General features: G+C 69.3%; 11 protein-coding genes. 9 read left to right on the forward strand and 2 right to left on the reverse strand.

All coding sequences use genetic code 11. The annotated features are described in order from the left end of the window. The first annotated feature begins 881 nt into the window (after positions 1-881). On the forward strand, positions 882-1,187 hold the full coding sequence (locus OG622_RS34215) for a hypothetical protein (protein ID WP_371580486.1): 306 nt from the start codon (positions 882-884) through the stop codon (positions 1,185-1,187). A 231-nt stretch (positions 1,188-1,418) separates the two neighbouring features. Here OG622_RS34215 and OG622_RS34220 read toward each other — a convergent pair whose 3' ends face one another. Further along, positions 1,419-1,727: a hypothetical protein gene (locus OG622_RS34220; RefSeq protein ID WP_371580487.1), complete on the reverse strand. Its 309-nt coding sequence runs from the start codon at positions 1,725-1,727 to the stop codon at positions 1,419-1,421. Between the two features lie 395 nt (positions 1,728-2,122). On the opposite strand from OG622_RS34220, the gene OG622_RS34225 reads away from it, so the two are divergent. The 6 genes from OG622_RS34225 (at position 2,123) to OG622_RS34250 (ending at position 9,686) form a co-directional block, all read left to right on the forward strand. Continuing rightward, a complete protein-coding gene (locus OG622_RS34225) occupies positions 2,123-3,154 on the forward strand; it encodes a LacI family DNA-binding transcriptional regulator (protein ID WP_371580488.1) in 1,032 nt (343 codons plus the stop codon). 93 nt (positions 3,155-3,247) lie between these two features. Beyond that, complete coding sequence (locus OG622_RS34230; protein ID WP_371580489.1) at positions 3,248-4,660, forward strand: sugar ABC transporter substrate-binding protein; 1,413 nt, start codon at positions 3,248-3,250, stop codon at positions 4,658-4,660. 7 nt (positions 4,661-4,667) lie between these two features. Then, positions 4,668-5,663: a carbohydrate ABC transporter permease gene (locus tag OG622_RS34235; RefSeq protein WP_371580490.1), complete on the forward strand. Its 996-nt coding sequence runs from the start codon at positions 4,668-4,670 to the stop codon at positions 5,661-5,663. After that, positions 5,660-6,532, forward strand: a complete 873-nt coding sequence (locus tag OG622_RS34240; RefSeq protein WP_371580491.1) for a carbohydrate ABC transporter permease — start codon at positions 5,660-5,662, stop codon at positions 6,530-6,532. Before OG622_RS34235 ends, OG622_RS34240 begins: the two co-directional genes overlap by 4 nt. Before the next feature lie 50 nt (positions 6,533-6,582). Continuing rightward, a complete protein-coding gene (locus tag OG622_RS34245) occupies positions 6,583-8,052 on the forward strand; it encodes a glycoside hydrolase family 32 protein (RefSeq protein ID WP_371580493.1) in 1,470 nt (489 codons plus the stop codon). Beyond that, positions 8,049-9,686 (forward strand): glycoside hydrolase family 13 protein, encoded by a 1,638-nt coding sequence (locus tag OG622_RS34250; protein WP_371580494.1) that lies wholly within the window; start codon positions 8,049-8,051, stop codon positions 9,684-9,686. The genes OG622_RS34245 and OG622_RS34250 overlap by 4 nt, the downstream gene beginning before the upstream one ends. A gap of 457 nt (positions 9,687-10,143) precedes the next feature. Here the strand turns inward: OG622_RS34250 and OG622_RS34255 are convergent, their stop codons facing one another. Further along, positions 10,144-10,692, reverse strand: a complete 549-nt coding sequence (locus OG622_RS34255) for a TetR family transcriptional regulator (RefSeq protein ID WP_371584302.1) — start codon at positions 10,690-10,692, stop codon at positions 10,144-10,146. A gap of 242 nt (positions 10,693-10,934) precedes the next feature. Here OG622_RS34255 and OG622_RS34260 point away from each other — a divergent pair, with 242 nt between their 5' ends. Both OG622_RS34260 and OG622_RS34265 read left to right on the forward strand, forming a co-directional pair. Beyond that, positions 10,935-13,568: a beta-glucosidase gene (locus tag OG622_RS34260; protein WP_371580495.1), complete on the forward strand. Its 2,634-nt coding sequence runs from the start codon at positions 10,935-10,937 to the stop codon at positions 13,566-13,568. A 92-nt stretch (positions 13,569-13,660) separates the two neighbouring features. Next, the gene (locus tag OG622_RS34265) at positions 13,661-14,968 is read left to right on the forward strand and encodes an extracellular solute-binding protein (protein WP_371580496.1); all 1,308 of its coding nucleotides are present in this window, start codon (positions 13,661-13,663) and stop codon (positions 14,966-14,968) included. The last annotated feature ends 18 nt before the right edge of the window (positions 14,969-14,986 follow it).

Genomic DNA, 14,986 nt, shown 5'->3' on the forward strand with positions numbered 1-14,986 from the left:
CCGGCAGCTGTAGTTCTTGATGGTCCGCCCTGCACATCACGGTTGACCGAACTGGGGCACCTCCGGGCCCCTTCACCCCCGGCCACCTCGATGATCCACCGCTCACCGCTCACCGCTTGCACTTCCCTCAATGCAATTCTTGCTCTCACTACCGAAGACCACTTGCCCAACCGCCCGCCCTCGCAATGACAACAACGGCCCGACCGGTGGCACTCGTGACAGGCGCGTCCACCGGTATGACACGGAGACCGAAGGGGGCCTGTCGGTCGGCGTTGGGCCGGACGAATCGGAGGCGGGTGGCCGTGTCGTCTCGCGTGCGCCCCCGTCACCGCCGAGGCCACGCGTGCTCTCGCAGAGGTCATGGAACTCCACCTTCGGGGTCGCCGTGTGGCTGGGCTACCCGAATCGGGCGGATTCATCCAGGCGGACCTGCGGACCTGCGGACCTGCGGACCTGCGGGCATGTGGACGCGGGTGGGCACCGCATCTCGGGGTAGTAACCTGCCAGGCCCCGAGGTGAGGTGGGACGCGATGAACAGGATTCCCCGTCGGGTCGCGGAGGCGATCGTGGTGCTGGCCTCTGCCGCGGTGATGCTGGTCGCGGCGACCTGGCTCGTGGACAACTTCTGACGCCGCCTCACCGCTGGTGGCGCGATGGCTCACAGGCCCCCGGCTGCGACGTCTCCGACGGCCGCCGCTCGGAGGCCAGGACGATAGGAGCTGTCGCCAGAGTGGCCTCGGTGAGACCCGTAGCATCCGGTGTCGTAGGCCGCGCGGCGGAGCATGCCGGTGCGGGGAGATGCTCGGATGTTCCAACAGCCATGGTCACTGACTGCGTCGATACCCTCTCCGGAACAAGACCCGACGAACTGTGAGAAGCCTGTGATCCGAGACCTGTTCAACGTTCGGGTGCAGCCCGGGGAAGGCGGCTCCACGCCGTTGACCGAGGAGGAAGAGCAGCGCGCGCGGGCGGTGCTGTTCAGCGATCTCGGCAGCGTCATCGCCGAACGAGGCTGGGTCCGGTTCCCTGCATACTCGCCGGAGGAACGTCGCAGACTGGTCGATGTCGCACACCGTCTCAGTGCTCATTGGGGGCAGCAGGTGTTCATCGAGGCCGAAGACCAGTGCGCCATGAAGCTCTGTCTCGGCGGGCACGGATCGCAGCCGGCGAATCCGCTGCTGCCGTAGCGGGGCAGGCGCTGCCTGTGTGACTGGTGGATCATGTTCAGGTGATAGGTCGCCATGAACTGGCGGACGCCGATGAAGCACCACGCCGACCGGGCAACGGCCGAACGAACGAACCAACCGACCGACAGCCTCAAAACCAACGGCATTCTCATGCCTTCGACAGGGGCGCAGTCATACCTGGCCGGAGGCCGGCGGCCCCATTGCGGGACCGCGGAAAACGCTGCGGGGGCGTCAGTCGCCACCCCCGCTGCCGCAGCTGTCGGCGCCACCGCCACCCTCCTCGGCGGCCCAGGCGCTCTCCGCCTCACCGAGTGATCTGGGCCCCGAGGCGTTCTGGTGCGGACGGCCGGTCAGGTACCAGACCAGACAGGCGACGAACACGAAGACCGAAAGCCCGACCGTCCACAGCAGTGACGCCGTGGGTCGCCGATCCATAGGGCCTTCCATGACTATGGCCGTGAACCAGGCGGCCAGGAACCCGCTCTCCGGTGCGAAGACCACCAGCACCAGGAAGACTCGCTCCCCGTCGGGCAGGCGCATCGCTTTCCCCCTCTCGCCTGTGCCACGTTAGCGGGCTCGGCCACGGCCGACTACGCCATGAGCGGGCCCGGCCTGCGGGTGGACGGGTGGCACGTGCCGCCGGGGGTGATTCGGCTGATCGCCGAGGTGAGCCTCGTCGGGGCCGAGCCGGAGGACCTGGCGGCTCCATGTGGCCGGGATGTACCCCCATGGGCCCACCAAGCCCGAAGGTGTTCACCACGATGTGGGCCGGGAACTGGGCGTGGACATGATGCGGCAATGAGTTCGTAGCGAGCCATTGACAGCGGCTTTGGCCGGGGGCACCCTCATGTGCACACGGTTGACTAAACGATTAGCCAACCCGTTATCCAACACTTTGGGCAGGGGCGATGGCGCGCCGGACAGGGATCAAAGACGTGGCCGCGGCGGCAGGTGTGTCCGTCGCGACGGTGTCGCACATCCTCAACCGGGTGGAGGGCAAGAGGGCCAGTGCGGAGACCCGGCAGCGGGTTCTACGGATCGCCGAGGAGCTCGGGTACGCGCCGAACGGCCTGGCCCGGGGTCTGCGAACGCAGCGTTCGCAGACCATCGGCTTCATCAGCGACGAGATCGCCACCACGCCGAACGCGGGCCGGATCATCCTCGGCGCGCAGGAGGCCGCGGCTGCCCAGGGGATGGTGCTGCTGCTGGTCAACACCGGTGGGGATGAGGAACTGGAGCGCCGGAGCATCGAGATGCTGCTGCAGCGTCAGGTCGACGGCGTGCTGTATGCCGCCATGTACCACCGGGTCGTACGCCTGCCGGAGAGCCTGCGCTCGACGCCGACCGTGCTGCTGGACGCACGCTGCGACGACCCAGCGGTGCCCTTCGTGGTGCCCGACGAGGTTCAGGGCGGGTACACGGCGGCGCGGGAGCTGATCGAGCACGGACACCGCAGGATCGGTATGACCGTGGGAACGGCGGACATTCCCGCTCTGCACGGACGCATCGAGGGCTACCGCAAGGCGCTGGCCGAGGCCGGTGTCGTCTACGATCCCTCCCTGGTCACCGCCGAGGCGGTGGCGACTCTCGGCTCAGTCGCTGTTGATGTGGCCGCGGGGTACCGGGCCGCGCGGCGGCTCCTGACGCTGGATCAGCGTCCGACGGCGTTGTTCTGCTTCAACGACCGTATGGCTGCCGGGGCCTACCGGGCCGCCGCCGAGCTGGGTCTTTCCATCCCCGATGACCTGTCGGTCGTGGGATTCGACAACCAGGAACTGGTCTCCGAGGCGCTCCACCCGGCGCTGAGCACCGTCCAGCTCCCGCACTACGAGATGGGTGCGCGGGCGGTCACCCAACTGCTCGCGCTCACCGGAACGCCGGGCCTGCCACCGGGCCCGGTCATCCAGGAAATGCTGCATTGCCCGCTGGTGGCGCGGGCATCGGTCACTTCGCCGCCCCGGCTCTGAACCCGGGACGGCGAAGCATTCGCACGACGACAGGCGACCGCTGCAATCGGTCGTCACTCCTGTCAGTACTTCGAACACAGTGAGGGTACACACATGTCCTCTGGGACCTTCAAGGCTCCGATGAGCCGCCGCGGCCTGCTGAGAGCGGGCGCCGCCTCCGCCGCGCTGGCGGGTGTGGGCGGACTGGCCTCCGCCTGCTCGTCCGGTTCGTCCTCCGGCTCCTCCGGGTCGAAGGTGCTGAACGTCGCGATCTTCACCGACCAGTCATCGGCGGACAAGATGGCGAAGTCGGCCGGGACGTTCGAGGCGGCCCATCCGGGCGTGAAGGTGAAGTTCACCGGCACCACGGGCACGGACTGGAACGACTTCTTCAGCAAGCTGCTCACCCAGATGTCCGCGGGCAACGCCCCTGACATCGCCTGCGTCGCCACCGAGGGCCTGCAACTGTTCGCAGCCAAGGGCCTGGCCGAACCGCTGGACGCCTACGTCAAGCGGGACTCCGCCGAACTCAAGCCGTACTTCGCCGACGTCCACCCGGCGCTGGTCGAGGCGATGATGTACCAGGGGCACCTGTACGAACTGCCGACCGACTTCAACGCCGGAAACATGTTCTACAACACGTCCCTGTTCAAGAGCGTCGGCGTGGACCGCCCGGCCGACGACTGGACCCGGGACGACTTCTACGACATCGCCAAGAAGATCTCCGCCAAGGACGGCAACACGGTGGGCTACGACTGGGTCGTCCGGCTGTGGGGCAGCTGGACGTCCTGGATGTACGCCAACGGCGGCAACCTGCTGACCGAGGGCAAGTGGGACGGCGGCGACTGGCTGTGGAACACCTTCTATCCGAACGACCCCGCCGCGGCCGGCCGCAAGGGCGGCTGGCGCTGGGGTGACCCGACCGCCAACTCCGCCCCGGTCGTCGAATCGCTCGACTACCTGATCCAGCTGCAGAAGGAGGGCCTGTCACCCAAACCCGACATCGGTGGCGGCGGCACGCTGCAGGGCCTGTTCGCGAGCAACAAGATCGGCATGGCCATCGGCGGCGGATTCTGGGCGGGCGGCCTGCACAACGCGGGCATGGCGGACGACGCCTTCGACGTGCAGTACTTCCCCAAGTGGCAGTCGCAGCGCCACCTGTTCGGCTCGGGCGGCTACGGCATCATGAAGTCGTCCAAGAACAAGGACCTCGCCTGGGAGTTCCTCAAGACCTTGGTGACTCCGAAGAACATCGACCTGCTGATTCCGGGCAACGTCACCACGCCCGCCCGCAAGTCGATGCTGACGGCCGAGCGGTACGCCACCACCGGCCCCAAGAACTGGCAGGTCTTCTACGACACGCTCACCAAGTTCGACGACACCGCTCCGATCCCGGCCCCGCCGTACTACCAGGCGATGGCCATCGCGCTGAACAAGCGCACCACGCAGGCGATGTCCACGGGCAGGGCGAAGGCGGCCCTCGACGGTCTGCAGAGCGACCTCGAAACCGCCGCGAAGACGGGATGACGCGCTGATGTCGCAGCCTGTCCGAAGCCTCGGCCGCGCGTCCGCCCCGGCGGGTGCGCGGCCCGGTCGCCCTCCACAGCCCCCGGCTGACGAGGCCACGGCACTGCGCCGCCGCGCCCAGAGCCGCCGTGCGCGCCGCGAGGCCCTGTTCGGCTACGCCATGGTGGCCTCGGCCCTGCTCGTGGTCGTCGTCTTCACCGTGGTGCCGATCGTCGCCTCGTTCGTCCTCGCCCTGTTCAAGTGGGACGGCATCTCCAGCCCTCAGTTCGTCGGGCTGGACAACTTCGACGCGCTCGTCGGCGACAAGGCGGTCACTCATTCGCTCCTGGTGACCTCCGGCCTCGCTGTGTTGATCGTCTTCCTGCAGGTCGCCCTGGGCCTGGGGCTGGCGCTGATGGTCGCCCAGCGGGCGTCGAAGATCGTGCAGAACCTGTTCCGCGCGGCGTTCTTCCTGCCGATGCTGGCCTCCGCCGCGTCGATCTCGATCGTGATGGCGTACGTGTTCAATGACCAGTTCGGCGTCATCAACTACTACCTGGGCCTGCTGCACCTACCCGAGGTCTCGTGGCTGAGTTCCACCGGGGGAGCGACGGCCACCATCGTGCTGGTCGCCGTATGGCAGCAGCTGGGCTTCACCTTCATTCTCTTCGTCGCGGCCCTCGCCTCCCTGCCGGGCGACGTCCTGGAGGCCGCGCAGATCGACGGCGCCTCGTCCGCCCGCCTGTTCTGGCGGATCAAACTGCCCCTCATCAGCCCGACCGTCCTGTTCGCCTCCACCGTCGGCCTGATCAACACGATGCAGCTGTTCGACCAGCCGTACGTGATGACCAAGGGTGGCCCCGGCGACTCGACCTACACCACCGTGCTGCTCGTCTACCAAACCGCCTTCCAGAACCTCCAGTTCGGCTACGCCTCGGCCATCTCCGTGCTGCTGTTCGCTGTCCTGCTGGTCATCACAGCCGTGCAGTTCACGGCGAGCCGAAAGTGGGTGTTCTACTCGTGACCGCCGTCCTCGGCAAACAGTCCGCACCTCCCGTCCCCCGCCCGCGCCGCCGTTTCACGATCGGACGTCTGCTGTCGCTCGCCGTGCTGACCGTGGCGGCCGTCCTGGTCGTCGCCCCGCTCGTGTGGGCCTTGGCCACCTCGCTGCGGACCCCGGCCACCTCCTTCGACCAGCCGCCACAGTGGATCCCCACGCATCCGATCTGGTCGAACTACCAGGCAGTCTTCGACAAGGTCCCGCTGACGAAGTTCTTCCTCAACAGCACGCTCGTCACCGGCCTCATCGTGCTCGGCCAGCTCATCACCTCGACGATGAGCGGCTATGCCTTCGCCATGGTCCGCTTCCGCGGTAACAAGGCCCTGTTCGGCATCATCCTGGCCACGATGATGGTCCCGATCCAGACGACCATCATCCCGGTCTTCCTGATCATCAGGTACCTGGGCCTGACCGACAGCCGCATGGCGCTCGTCCTGCCCGTCGTCGGAGGCGCCTTCGGCACCTTTCTGATGCGGCAGTACTTCCTGCAGATGCCACGCGAACTCGGCGAGGCGGCACGAGTGGACGGGGCCTCGCACTTCCAGGTCTTCGCCCGCATCTACGCCCCCATGGCACGCGCTCCGATGGCGACCCTGGCGGTGCTCACCTTCTCCGCCTACTGGAACGAGTTCTTCCGCCCGCTGATCTTCCTGCAGTCCACCGACAAGTTCACCTTGCCCCTGGGTCTGGTGACCCTGCAGGGAACCATGGGCACCGGCAGCATCTCCATCGTGCTCGCCGGCGTGATCATCGCCCTGATCCCCAGCGTGCTCATCTTCCTCGCAGCCCAGCGGTATTTCGTCGAGGGAATCGTGGCGGGCTCCTTCCGCTGACCGCGCCCGCACACCCCCCACGCTCCGTGAACTCCACGAAAGGCACGCGTGTGTCCACCGCGCCCCTTGACCCGCACCGCCCCGTCGCGCACCTGCGCCCGCCTCGCAACTGGATCAACGACCCCAACGGGCTGGTCTTCCACGACGGCCACTACCACGTCTTCTATCAGTACAACCCCTACGGAACCCGGCACGCGAACATCCACTGGGGCCACTTCCGCAGCCGGGACCTGCTGAGCTGGGAACCCCAGCCGATCGCCCTGACCCCCACCCCCGGGGGCGTCGACGCCGACGGCTGCTTCTCCGGCAACGCCGTCTCCGACGGCGACCGGCTGGTCGCCTTCTACTCCGCCTACCGCCGCGACCGCTGGGACCAGCCGGTCACCACCGCCACCTCCCACGACGGCGGCCGCACCTTCACCCCCCGCGGCGACCTGCTCATCCCCGAGCCGCCCGAGGGCACGACCATGTACCGCGACCCGTACGTCTGGCAGGACGGCAACCGCTGGCGGATGCTGGTCGGCGCCACCTTGGCCGACGGACGCGCCGCCGCCCTGCTCTACACGTCATCCGACCTGGAGGACTGGGCCTACCAAGGGCCCTTCCACGCCGGCGCACCAGAGCCGGTCGGCGTGCGCACCGGACTGCTCACCGGCGAGGGCTGGGAATGTCCGCAGTACCTCCCGGCCGCCTCCGAGCACGGCGCACTCATCATCAGCGCGTGGGGCGATGACGACGGCCCCCGCTCCGTCGTGGCCATGGTCGGTGAGGACCGCGGCGGCACATTCGAAGCCGGCCCACCCGTACTCCTCGACCACGGCCCCGACTGCTACGCGCCCGCCCTGCTGCGCGCCCCTGGCGACAGGTGGCTGCTGTGGGGCTGGTCCTGGGAAGCCCGCGACGAAGAGTGGTCCGACGACGACGGGTGGGCCGGGGCGCTCACCCTCCCCCGCGAGATAGCACTGGCCGAAGACGGGCTGCCGTACCAGCGGCCCGCCGAGGAGTTGATGGCGCTACGCGGCGAGCACACCGTCCACGCTGCCGGGCTGGCGTCGGGCGCCGGTCCGGAGGAATTGGGCGAAGTCGGCCGCAGCTTCGACCTCCTGGCCCGTCTGGAGCCCTTCGGTGACGCCGGTCTGCGTCTGGTCACCGCCGCCGACGGCTCCGAGTACCTCGACATCCGGCTCGACGCCGCCACCGGCGAGCTGGTCGTCGACCGCGACCATGCCTCATTGGACCCGCGGGCCCGCGGCGGCTCGTACCGGATGCCCCGGCCCAGCGGCGAGCCCGTCGATCTGCGCGTGGTCGTCGACCACTCCATCGCCGAGATCTTCCTGACCTCCACCGGTCAGGTGCTCACCCTGCGCTTCTATCCGGTGGGCGACGGCCCCTGGCGCCTGCAGGCGCGCACCGCGCCGGGCGCACGGCTCGGCTTCACCGTCGACGCGTGGGAACTCCTGCCGCTCGAGATCAAGCGATCGGGCACCGACATCGAAGACCGGGAAGGCTGCTCGGCATGAAATCCACGCCTTGGTGGCGCGACGCCGTCATCTATCAGGTCTACATCCGCAGCTTCGCCGACGGCGACGGCGACGGCGTGGGCGACATCGCCGGCATCCGCTCCCGCCTGCCTTACCTCAAAGCACTTGGCGTCGACGCCATTTGGATCAACCCCTGGTACAAGTCGCCCCAGGCGGATCACGGTTACGACGTAGCCGACTACCGCGAGATCGACCCACTTTTCGGCACCCTGGCCGAGGCGGAACAGCTCATCGAGGAGGCGCACCAGCACGGCCTCCGTGTCATCCCCGACATCGTCCCGAACCACACTTCCGACCAGCACGCCTGGTTCCAGGCGGCACGGAAGGCCGGACCTGGCAGTCCGGAACGGGGACGCTACGTCTTCCGGCCCGGCCGCGGCCTCGACGGGACGGAACCGCCCAACAACTGGGTGTCGGTTTTCGGCGGCCCCGCCTGGACCCGGCTGCCCGACGGCGAGTGGTACCTGCACCTGTTCGCCCCCCAGCAGCCCGACCTCAACTGGCAACACCCCGAAGTGCATGCCGAGTTCGAATCGATCCTGCGGTTCTGGTTCAGCCGGGGAGTCGACGGCTTCCGCATCGACGTCGCCCACGGACTGGTCAAGCACCCCGAACTGCCCGATCTGCCACCCCGTCAACAGCCCGAGGACGACGGCCTCAGGCAGCATCTCGCCCACCCGCACTGGGACCGTGACGAGGTCCACGACATCTTCCGCGCATGGCGCAAGGTGGCCGATGAATTCCCCGGCGACCGGTCCTTCGTTGCCGAGGCATGGGCGGGCACCCCCGAGCGGCTCGCCGCCTACGTCCGCCGGGACGGCCTGCACACCGCCTTCAACTTCGACTTCCTCATGGCCCATTGGGACCCGAAGGACCTGCGTGCGGTCATCGACAACTCGCTTGCCATGCTCGGCGTGGTCGGAGCCCCCGCCACCTGGGTGCTCTCCAACCACGACGTCGTACGCCACCCCAGCCGCTACGGTCGCAGGGCGGCCAGGCGCTGGGTCGTCAACGAGACCTATCGCCCAGAAGGCCCTCTCGACCTGGAACTGGGCACCCGCCGTGCCCGCGCCGCCGCCCTTCTCATGCTGGCCCTGCCCGGCGGCGCCTACGTCTACCAGGGCGAGGAGCTCGGTCTCCCCGAGGTCGAGGACTTGCCAGAAGCCGTCCTCCAGGACCCCGTGTGGGAACGCTCGGGCCACACCGAGCGCGGTCGCGACGGCTGCCGTGTGCCGATCCCCTGGTCCGGTTCCACCGCACCGTTCGGCTTCAGCCCCGAAGGTGCCTCCGTCAAGCCGTGGTTGCCCCAGCCGGCCGACTGGGCAGAGCACAGCGTGGAAGCGCAGGTCGGCGACGAGACATCGATGCTGGAACTCTACCGAGCCGCCCTGCTCCTGCGCCGAGAGCACCGCGCACTCGGAGACGGCACCCTGACCTGGCTGGAGGCCCCCGACGGGGTCCTCGCCCTGGGCCGAGACCCGGGCTTCGTCTGCGTGGTCAACATCTCGGCCGAGGCGCACCCCCTGCCCGAACACACCTCCGTCCTGCTGTCCAGCGGCCCGGTCGAAGGTGGCCTGCTGGCACCGGACCAGGCGGTCTGGCTCGCCAGGTAGCCGCCCGGTAGGGGTGCGGAGGACGCGCTTCTCATCCGCTGGCTGTGGGCCGTCGTCCGCGATGTATCCGGTCGGGCGCCGGGCGCACCGGGCGCACCGGGCACACCGGGCGTAGTGGATGGCGGTGCGTCTTGGTGCTGCCGACGGCGGGACGGCGCGTGTTGCTGATGGCGTGGCCGGTCGGCGGTCCCGGTACTGAGGGTCCATGCGCCGGAGAGTGGTGGTCGCCACTGCCGCTCAGGGAGCGCGGCGCTGTCGAGCGCCCTGGGCTGTCCGGAAACGGCCCGAACAGAAAACGGCCCGAACAGAAGACGGCCCCTCCGGGATCACTCGACGGCGGTCGGGCCGTCGAGATCGGGTGTGGTCCGCAGCCCCCTGTCCCCCCCACCCGCACTGTCGCGGCGGCGTCGCCCTGGTTGCGGGGTCGCGGAGCCGGGGCTCCGAGCGGGACTTGAGATCAGCTGCGGCTGTCGGTGAGGTCTGCCAGGAGCGCGGTGATCACGCGGTCGGTGGAGGCGGCCATGTCGACCGAGTCGGGGGCGAGCAGCCACTGGATCTGGAGGCCGTCCATGACGGCGATGATCGCGTTGGCCGCGTCTTCGAGGTTCAGGTCCGTCCGGATCTCGCCGAGTTCGCACGCCTCGGCGAGGGCCTCGGTGACGAAGACGCGCAGTCCGCTGTAGCGGTCGCGGAAATAGTCCTGCGCGGGGTGGCCTTCGGTGACGCTCTCCGCCGACAGGACGGCGTACAGGCGGACGATGCCTTCTCGGTCGGCGTTGCGATGGGCCGTGTCGACCAGGTGACGAAGGAAGGTCAGGCCCCGAGGGCGTTCACTGCCGAGCTGTTCGATGTCGGTTTCGTCGCGCAGGGCGAGAACGCTGGTGAGCAGCTGGGCCTTGGAGCGGAAGTAGTGCAGGACGCCGGCCTGGGTGACTCCCGCACGGTCGGCGATCTCCTGCAGGGAGGCGTTGTTGTAGCCGCGGGCCGCGAACGTGTCCATGGCGATCTTGAGGATCTCCTGCCGCCGCTGCTGGGCTTTGAGGCTCTTCCCCGCGCGGGGCTGCCGTTCGCCGTTCGGCCTGCTCTCGGTCACCGTGCGGAGTTTACGGGGCTGTCGATCAGTGGTCACGTCCACATCAAACCTGGGAAAGAACTTACGCACAAGTACTTACTAAGTACTTAGTAAGTGTGCTTTCCTGCTCCCGTTCCGCCCGCTTCGTGCCGCGCCGCCGGCCTGGAAGGACGAGCATGAGCCGCCCTGCCCTCCCCGATGACACCGATGACACCGAGCTGTCCGACCGCATACGGACCCTGGACCTGGAGTCCAAGGTCCGGCTGCTGACCGGCATGAGCCTGTGGAGACTCCCGGCCGAGCCCCGCCTCGGCCTGTCCTCGGTGACGATGTCGGACGGCCCGCAGGGAGTACGCGGGACCGGCGACGACCCGGCAGAAACCGGTCTGCTGGCCCCGGCGCCGAGCGCGCTCGCGGCCACCTGGGACACCGAACTCGCCGAGCGGCTGGGGAACCTGTTCGCGACGGAGGCGCGCCGCAAGGGAGTCGACGTCGTCCTCGGCCCGGTGGTGAACCTCCAGCGCACCCCGGTCGCCGGACGGCACTTCGAGTACTTCTCCGAGGACCCCCTGCTCACCGGCACCCTGGCCGCCGCCCTCGTACGCGGTCTGCAGAACCGGGGCGTGAGCGCGTGCCTGAAGCACTTCGTGGCCAACGACTCCGAGACCGACCGCACCCGCTACCGCTCCCGGCTGGACGAGCGCACCCTGCGCGAGGTCTACCTGGCGCCGTTCGAGCAGGTCATCGCCGAGGCCGAGCCCTGGAGCGTGATGGCCGCCTACTCGGGTGTCGACGACGGCACCGAGTCGGCGCCGATGACCGAGAACGCCCGGCTGTCGCGCGAGGTGCTGAAGGGGGAGTGGGGTTTCTCCGGGCCCGTCGTCAGCGACTGGGCCGCCACCGGCTCGACCGTGGCCTCGGCGGTCGGCGGCCTCGACCTGGCGATGCCCGGACCCGAGCCCCTGTGGGGCGAGCCTCTTGTGGAGGCCGTGCGCGCGGGTGAGGTGGACGAGCGGCTCATCGACGACAAGGTGCTGCGGCTGTTGCGCCTGGCCCGGCACACCGGCCGGCTGGGCGAACCCGGACAGAACCCGGAGGCGCACGCCGCCCCGGCGGGGCCCACGGAGGAGGAGTTCCGACTCCTGCGGGAGGTCGCGGCCCGGGGGATGGTGCTGCTGCGCAACCAGGGCGAGCTGCTGCCGTTGGCACCGGGTGACAGCAGCGCGGCTCCACTGGCGCCCGCGGCGGAGGGCCTCCGCGATGAGGCAGACCTGGTGCGGCCCGCGTCGGAAGGCGTCCGCAGCGTCGCGCTGATCGGCCCCAACGCCGTGGCGCCCTACCTCCAGGGCGGCGGCAGCGCCTTCGTCCCGGCGGTGCGCACGGTGTCGTTCGAGGACGGGCTGCGTGCCGCGCTCCCCACGGACGTACACCTGTCCGTGCACCGGGGCGGCGACTCCCGCCTGCGCCCGCCCTACCTCACCGAGGCGCTGCTCACCGACTCCGACACCGGCACCGTCGGCGTGTACGCCGACCACCTCGACGCCGACGGTCATCGCGTCGGCGGCCGGATACGCCCCTCCGGTGACTGGAGCGGATACAGCGACTTCGGACCGGAGACGCACCGCGTGGTGCTCCGCACCGTGCTCACCCTCACCGAGCCGGGCACGCACCGCCTGGAGATCGGATGCGTCGGCCGCTACAGGGTGACCGTGGACGGCGACGACGTCCTCTCCGGGGACGACGACCGGGGCGTGGAGCTGATCCTCGACTCCACCCACAACAACCCGACCCTGCGGAGCATCGACCTGGAGGTGGGGCCGCAGCCGCGCCGGATCGCCCTCGATGTCGACCTCACCGTGGTCGAGCCCGGCGGCTACGACCGCTTCGTCACCGCCCAGCTGCGCCACGCCCCGCCGGGGTCCACGCCGTACGAGGAGATCGCCGAGGCCGCCGCCGCTGCCCGGGCCGCCGATGTGGCCGTGGTCGTGGTGGGCACCAACGAGGAGGTCGAGTCCGAGGGCTGGGACCGCACCGGCCTCGACCTGCCCGGCCACCAGAACGACCTGGTCCGCAAGGTGCTCGCCGCCAACCCGCGCACGATCGTCGTCGTCAACGCCGGCGCCCCCGTGCTGCTGCCCTGGGCCGACGAGGCCCCCGCCCTGCTGTGGGCATGGCTGCCGGGCCAGGAGGCCGGGCACGCCCTGGCCGACGTACTGCTGGGCCGCATCGAGCCGTCCGGCCGGCTGCCCTGGACTCTGCCCGCCCGCGCCGAGGACGTCCCCGTACCCGACGCCGTGCCCCGCGACGGCGTCGTGGACTACGGCGAAGGCGTCCACATCGGCCACCGCGCCTGGGACAGGGGCGGTCTCGTCCCGGCCTTCCCGTTCGGTCACGGGCTCGGCTGGACCCGGTGGACCTACGAGTCCGTGGCCGTCTCACAGTCGTCCGTCTCCACCGATCTGCCCAGCCCCGCAGGTGGAGACGGGCTCAGCCTGACCGTGGAGGTGACCAACACCGGGCCCCGGGCCGGTGGCGAGGTCGTCCAGGTCTATCTGGAGCCGCCCCGCGACGGCATCGACCGGCCGGTGCGCCTGCTCGCCGGCTTCGCGACCGTCCGGGCGGCAGCGGGCGCCCGTACCACCGCCGACCTGCGCGTTCCCGCCCGCGCCTTCCAGGTCTGGGACGCCGACACGGGCGGCTGGCGCACCCCTCACGGCCGCTACCGGCTGCACGTCGGGCGCTCCAGCCGTGATCTGCGCCTCACGGCCGAGGTGACCGTCGACGACAGCGGGTTCCACGCCGCACGCTGACCCACCCGGCTTCTCCAGACACCACCAGCCACCCCTTTGTCTCGCCCATCTCGCCCCCCTGCTTCGCCTGTTCAACCGCAAGGAGCCGCACCATGAGAACCACCCGTCACACCACCCGTCACACCACCAGAACCCTCCGGATAGCCTGCGCCACCGTCGCGGCCGCCCTGCTGGCAACCGGCTGCGGCCGGAGCGACGACTCCTCGACCGCCGACGCCCCTACGAAGATCAGCAGCGGCAAGGCCAAGGGCAAGCTGGTCATGTGGTCCATGGGCGACAAGGCCGACAAGCCGCTGCAGGAGCTGGCGAAGGAGTTCGAGCAGCAGAACCCGGACGTGTCGGTCCAGATCACGGCGGTGCCGTGGGACGCCGCGCACGAGAAGCTCACCACCTCGATCGCCGGCGGCAACACCCCCGACCTGTCGCTGATCGGCTCCACGTGGATGGCCGAGATGGCTTCCATGGACGGCTTCCAGGCCACCCCGGCCTCGTTCGAGTCGTCCGCGTTCTTCCCCGGCCAGTGGGACACCACGAAGTACAAGGACACCCCGTACGGCGTCCCGTTCACGGCCGACACCTCGGTGATCTACTACCGCACCGACATCACCACGAAGGCCGGCATCAAGGGCGCCCCGGCCGCCGACTGGGACGGCTACCTCAAGGACCTCAAGGCCATCCAGGCCACCGCGGGCAAGCAGAGCCCCAAGCTGCGCCACGCCACCCAGCTGCAGACCGGCTTCAACTCCTGGCTGTTCTGGCTGCCCTTGGTGTGGCAGCAGGGCGGTGACATCTACGACGCCGACACCAAGAAGTTCACCTTCGACTCACCCGAGGTCACCACGGCCCTGGAGACCTACAGCGACATCTTCAAGGACGGCCTGTCGCCGAACGACAAGACCGACTCCGGCCAGAACTTCCAGAACGGGCTGATCGGCACCGTGCAGCAGGGCGCCAGCACCGGTGGCAACCTCCACCTGAACGCCCCCGAGCTGGACAGCAAGTGGAAGACCATGCCCCTGCCACAGGGCGAGCAGGCCGCCGGCCTGGCCGGCGGCAGCGACCTGGCGGTCTTCAAGGACGCCAAGAACGCGGACGCGGCGTGGAAGTTCGTCCAGTTCCTCACCGACGCCAAGAACCTCGCCGAGTACGCGGACGCCACCGGCAACCTCCCCGCCGTCGTCCAGTCCTGGTCGGAGGGGAAGCTGAGCGAGAACGAGGAGATGGATGCCTTCGAAGCACAGCTGAAGGTCACCAAGGCCCCGCCGGCCATCACGACCTGGCAGCAGATCGCCGACGCCGTCGACGGTGAGCTGGAGAAGCTCGCCTATGGCAAGGCCACCGTCGCCGAGACGCAGAAGACCCTGCAGTCCAAGGCCACCAGCATCGGCACCGGCCGCTGAACCGCCCCCGCAGCATCC

It is taken from the genome of Streptomyces sp. NBC_01314 (assembly GCF_041435215.1).
Lineage (GTDB): Bacteria > Actinomycetota > Actinomycetes > Streptomycetales > Streptomycetaceae > Streptomyces.

Bases quoted from the DNA above. Each gene is read 5' to 3' on its own strand.
- OG622_RS34250 (WP_371580494.1), top strand. From the start codon at position 8,049: ATGAAATCCACGCCTTGGTGGCGCGACGCCGTCATCTATCAGGTCTAC.
- OG622_RS34265 (WP_371580496.1), top strand. From the start codon at position 13,661: ATGAGAACCACCCGTCACACCACCCGTCACACCACCAGAACCCTCCGG.
- OG622_RS34220 (WP_371580487.1), bottom strand. From the start codon at position 1,727: ATGCGCCTGCCCGACGGGGAGCGAGTCTTCCTGGTGCTGGTGGTCTTC.
- OG622_RS34235 (WP_371580490.1), top strand. From the start codon at position 4,668: ATGTCGCAGCCTGTCCGAAGCCTCGGCCGCGCGTCCGCCCCGGCGGGT.
- OG622_RS34260 (WP_371580495.1), top strand. From the start codon at position 10,935: ATGAGCCGCCCTGCCCTCCCCGATGACACCGATGACACCGAGCTGTCC.
- OG622_RS34230 (WP_371580489.1), top strand. From the start codon at position 3,248: ATGTCCTCTGGGACCTTCAAGGCTCCGATGAGCCGCCGCGGCCTGCTG.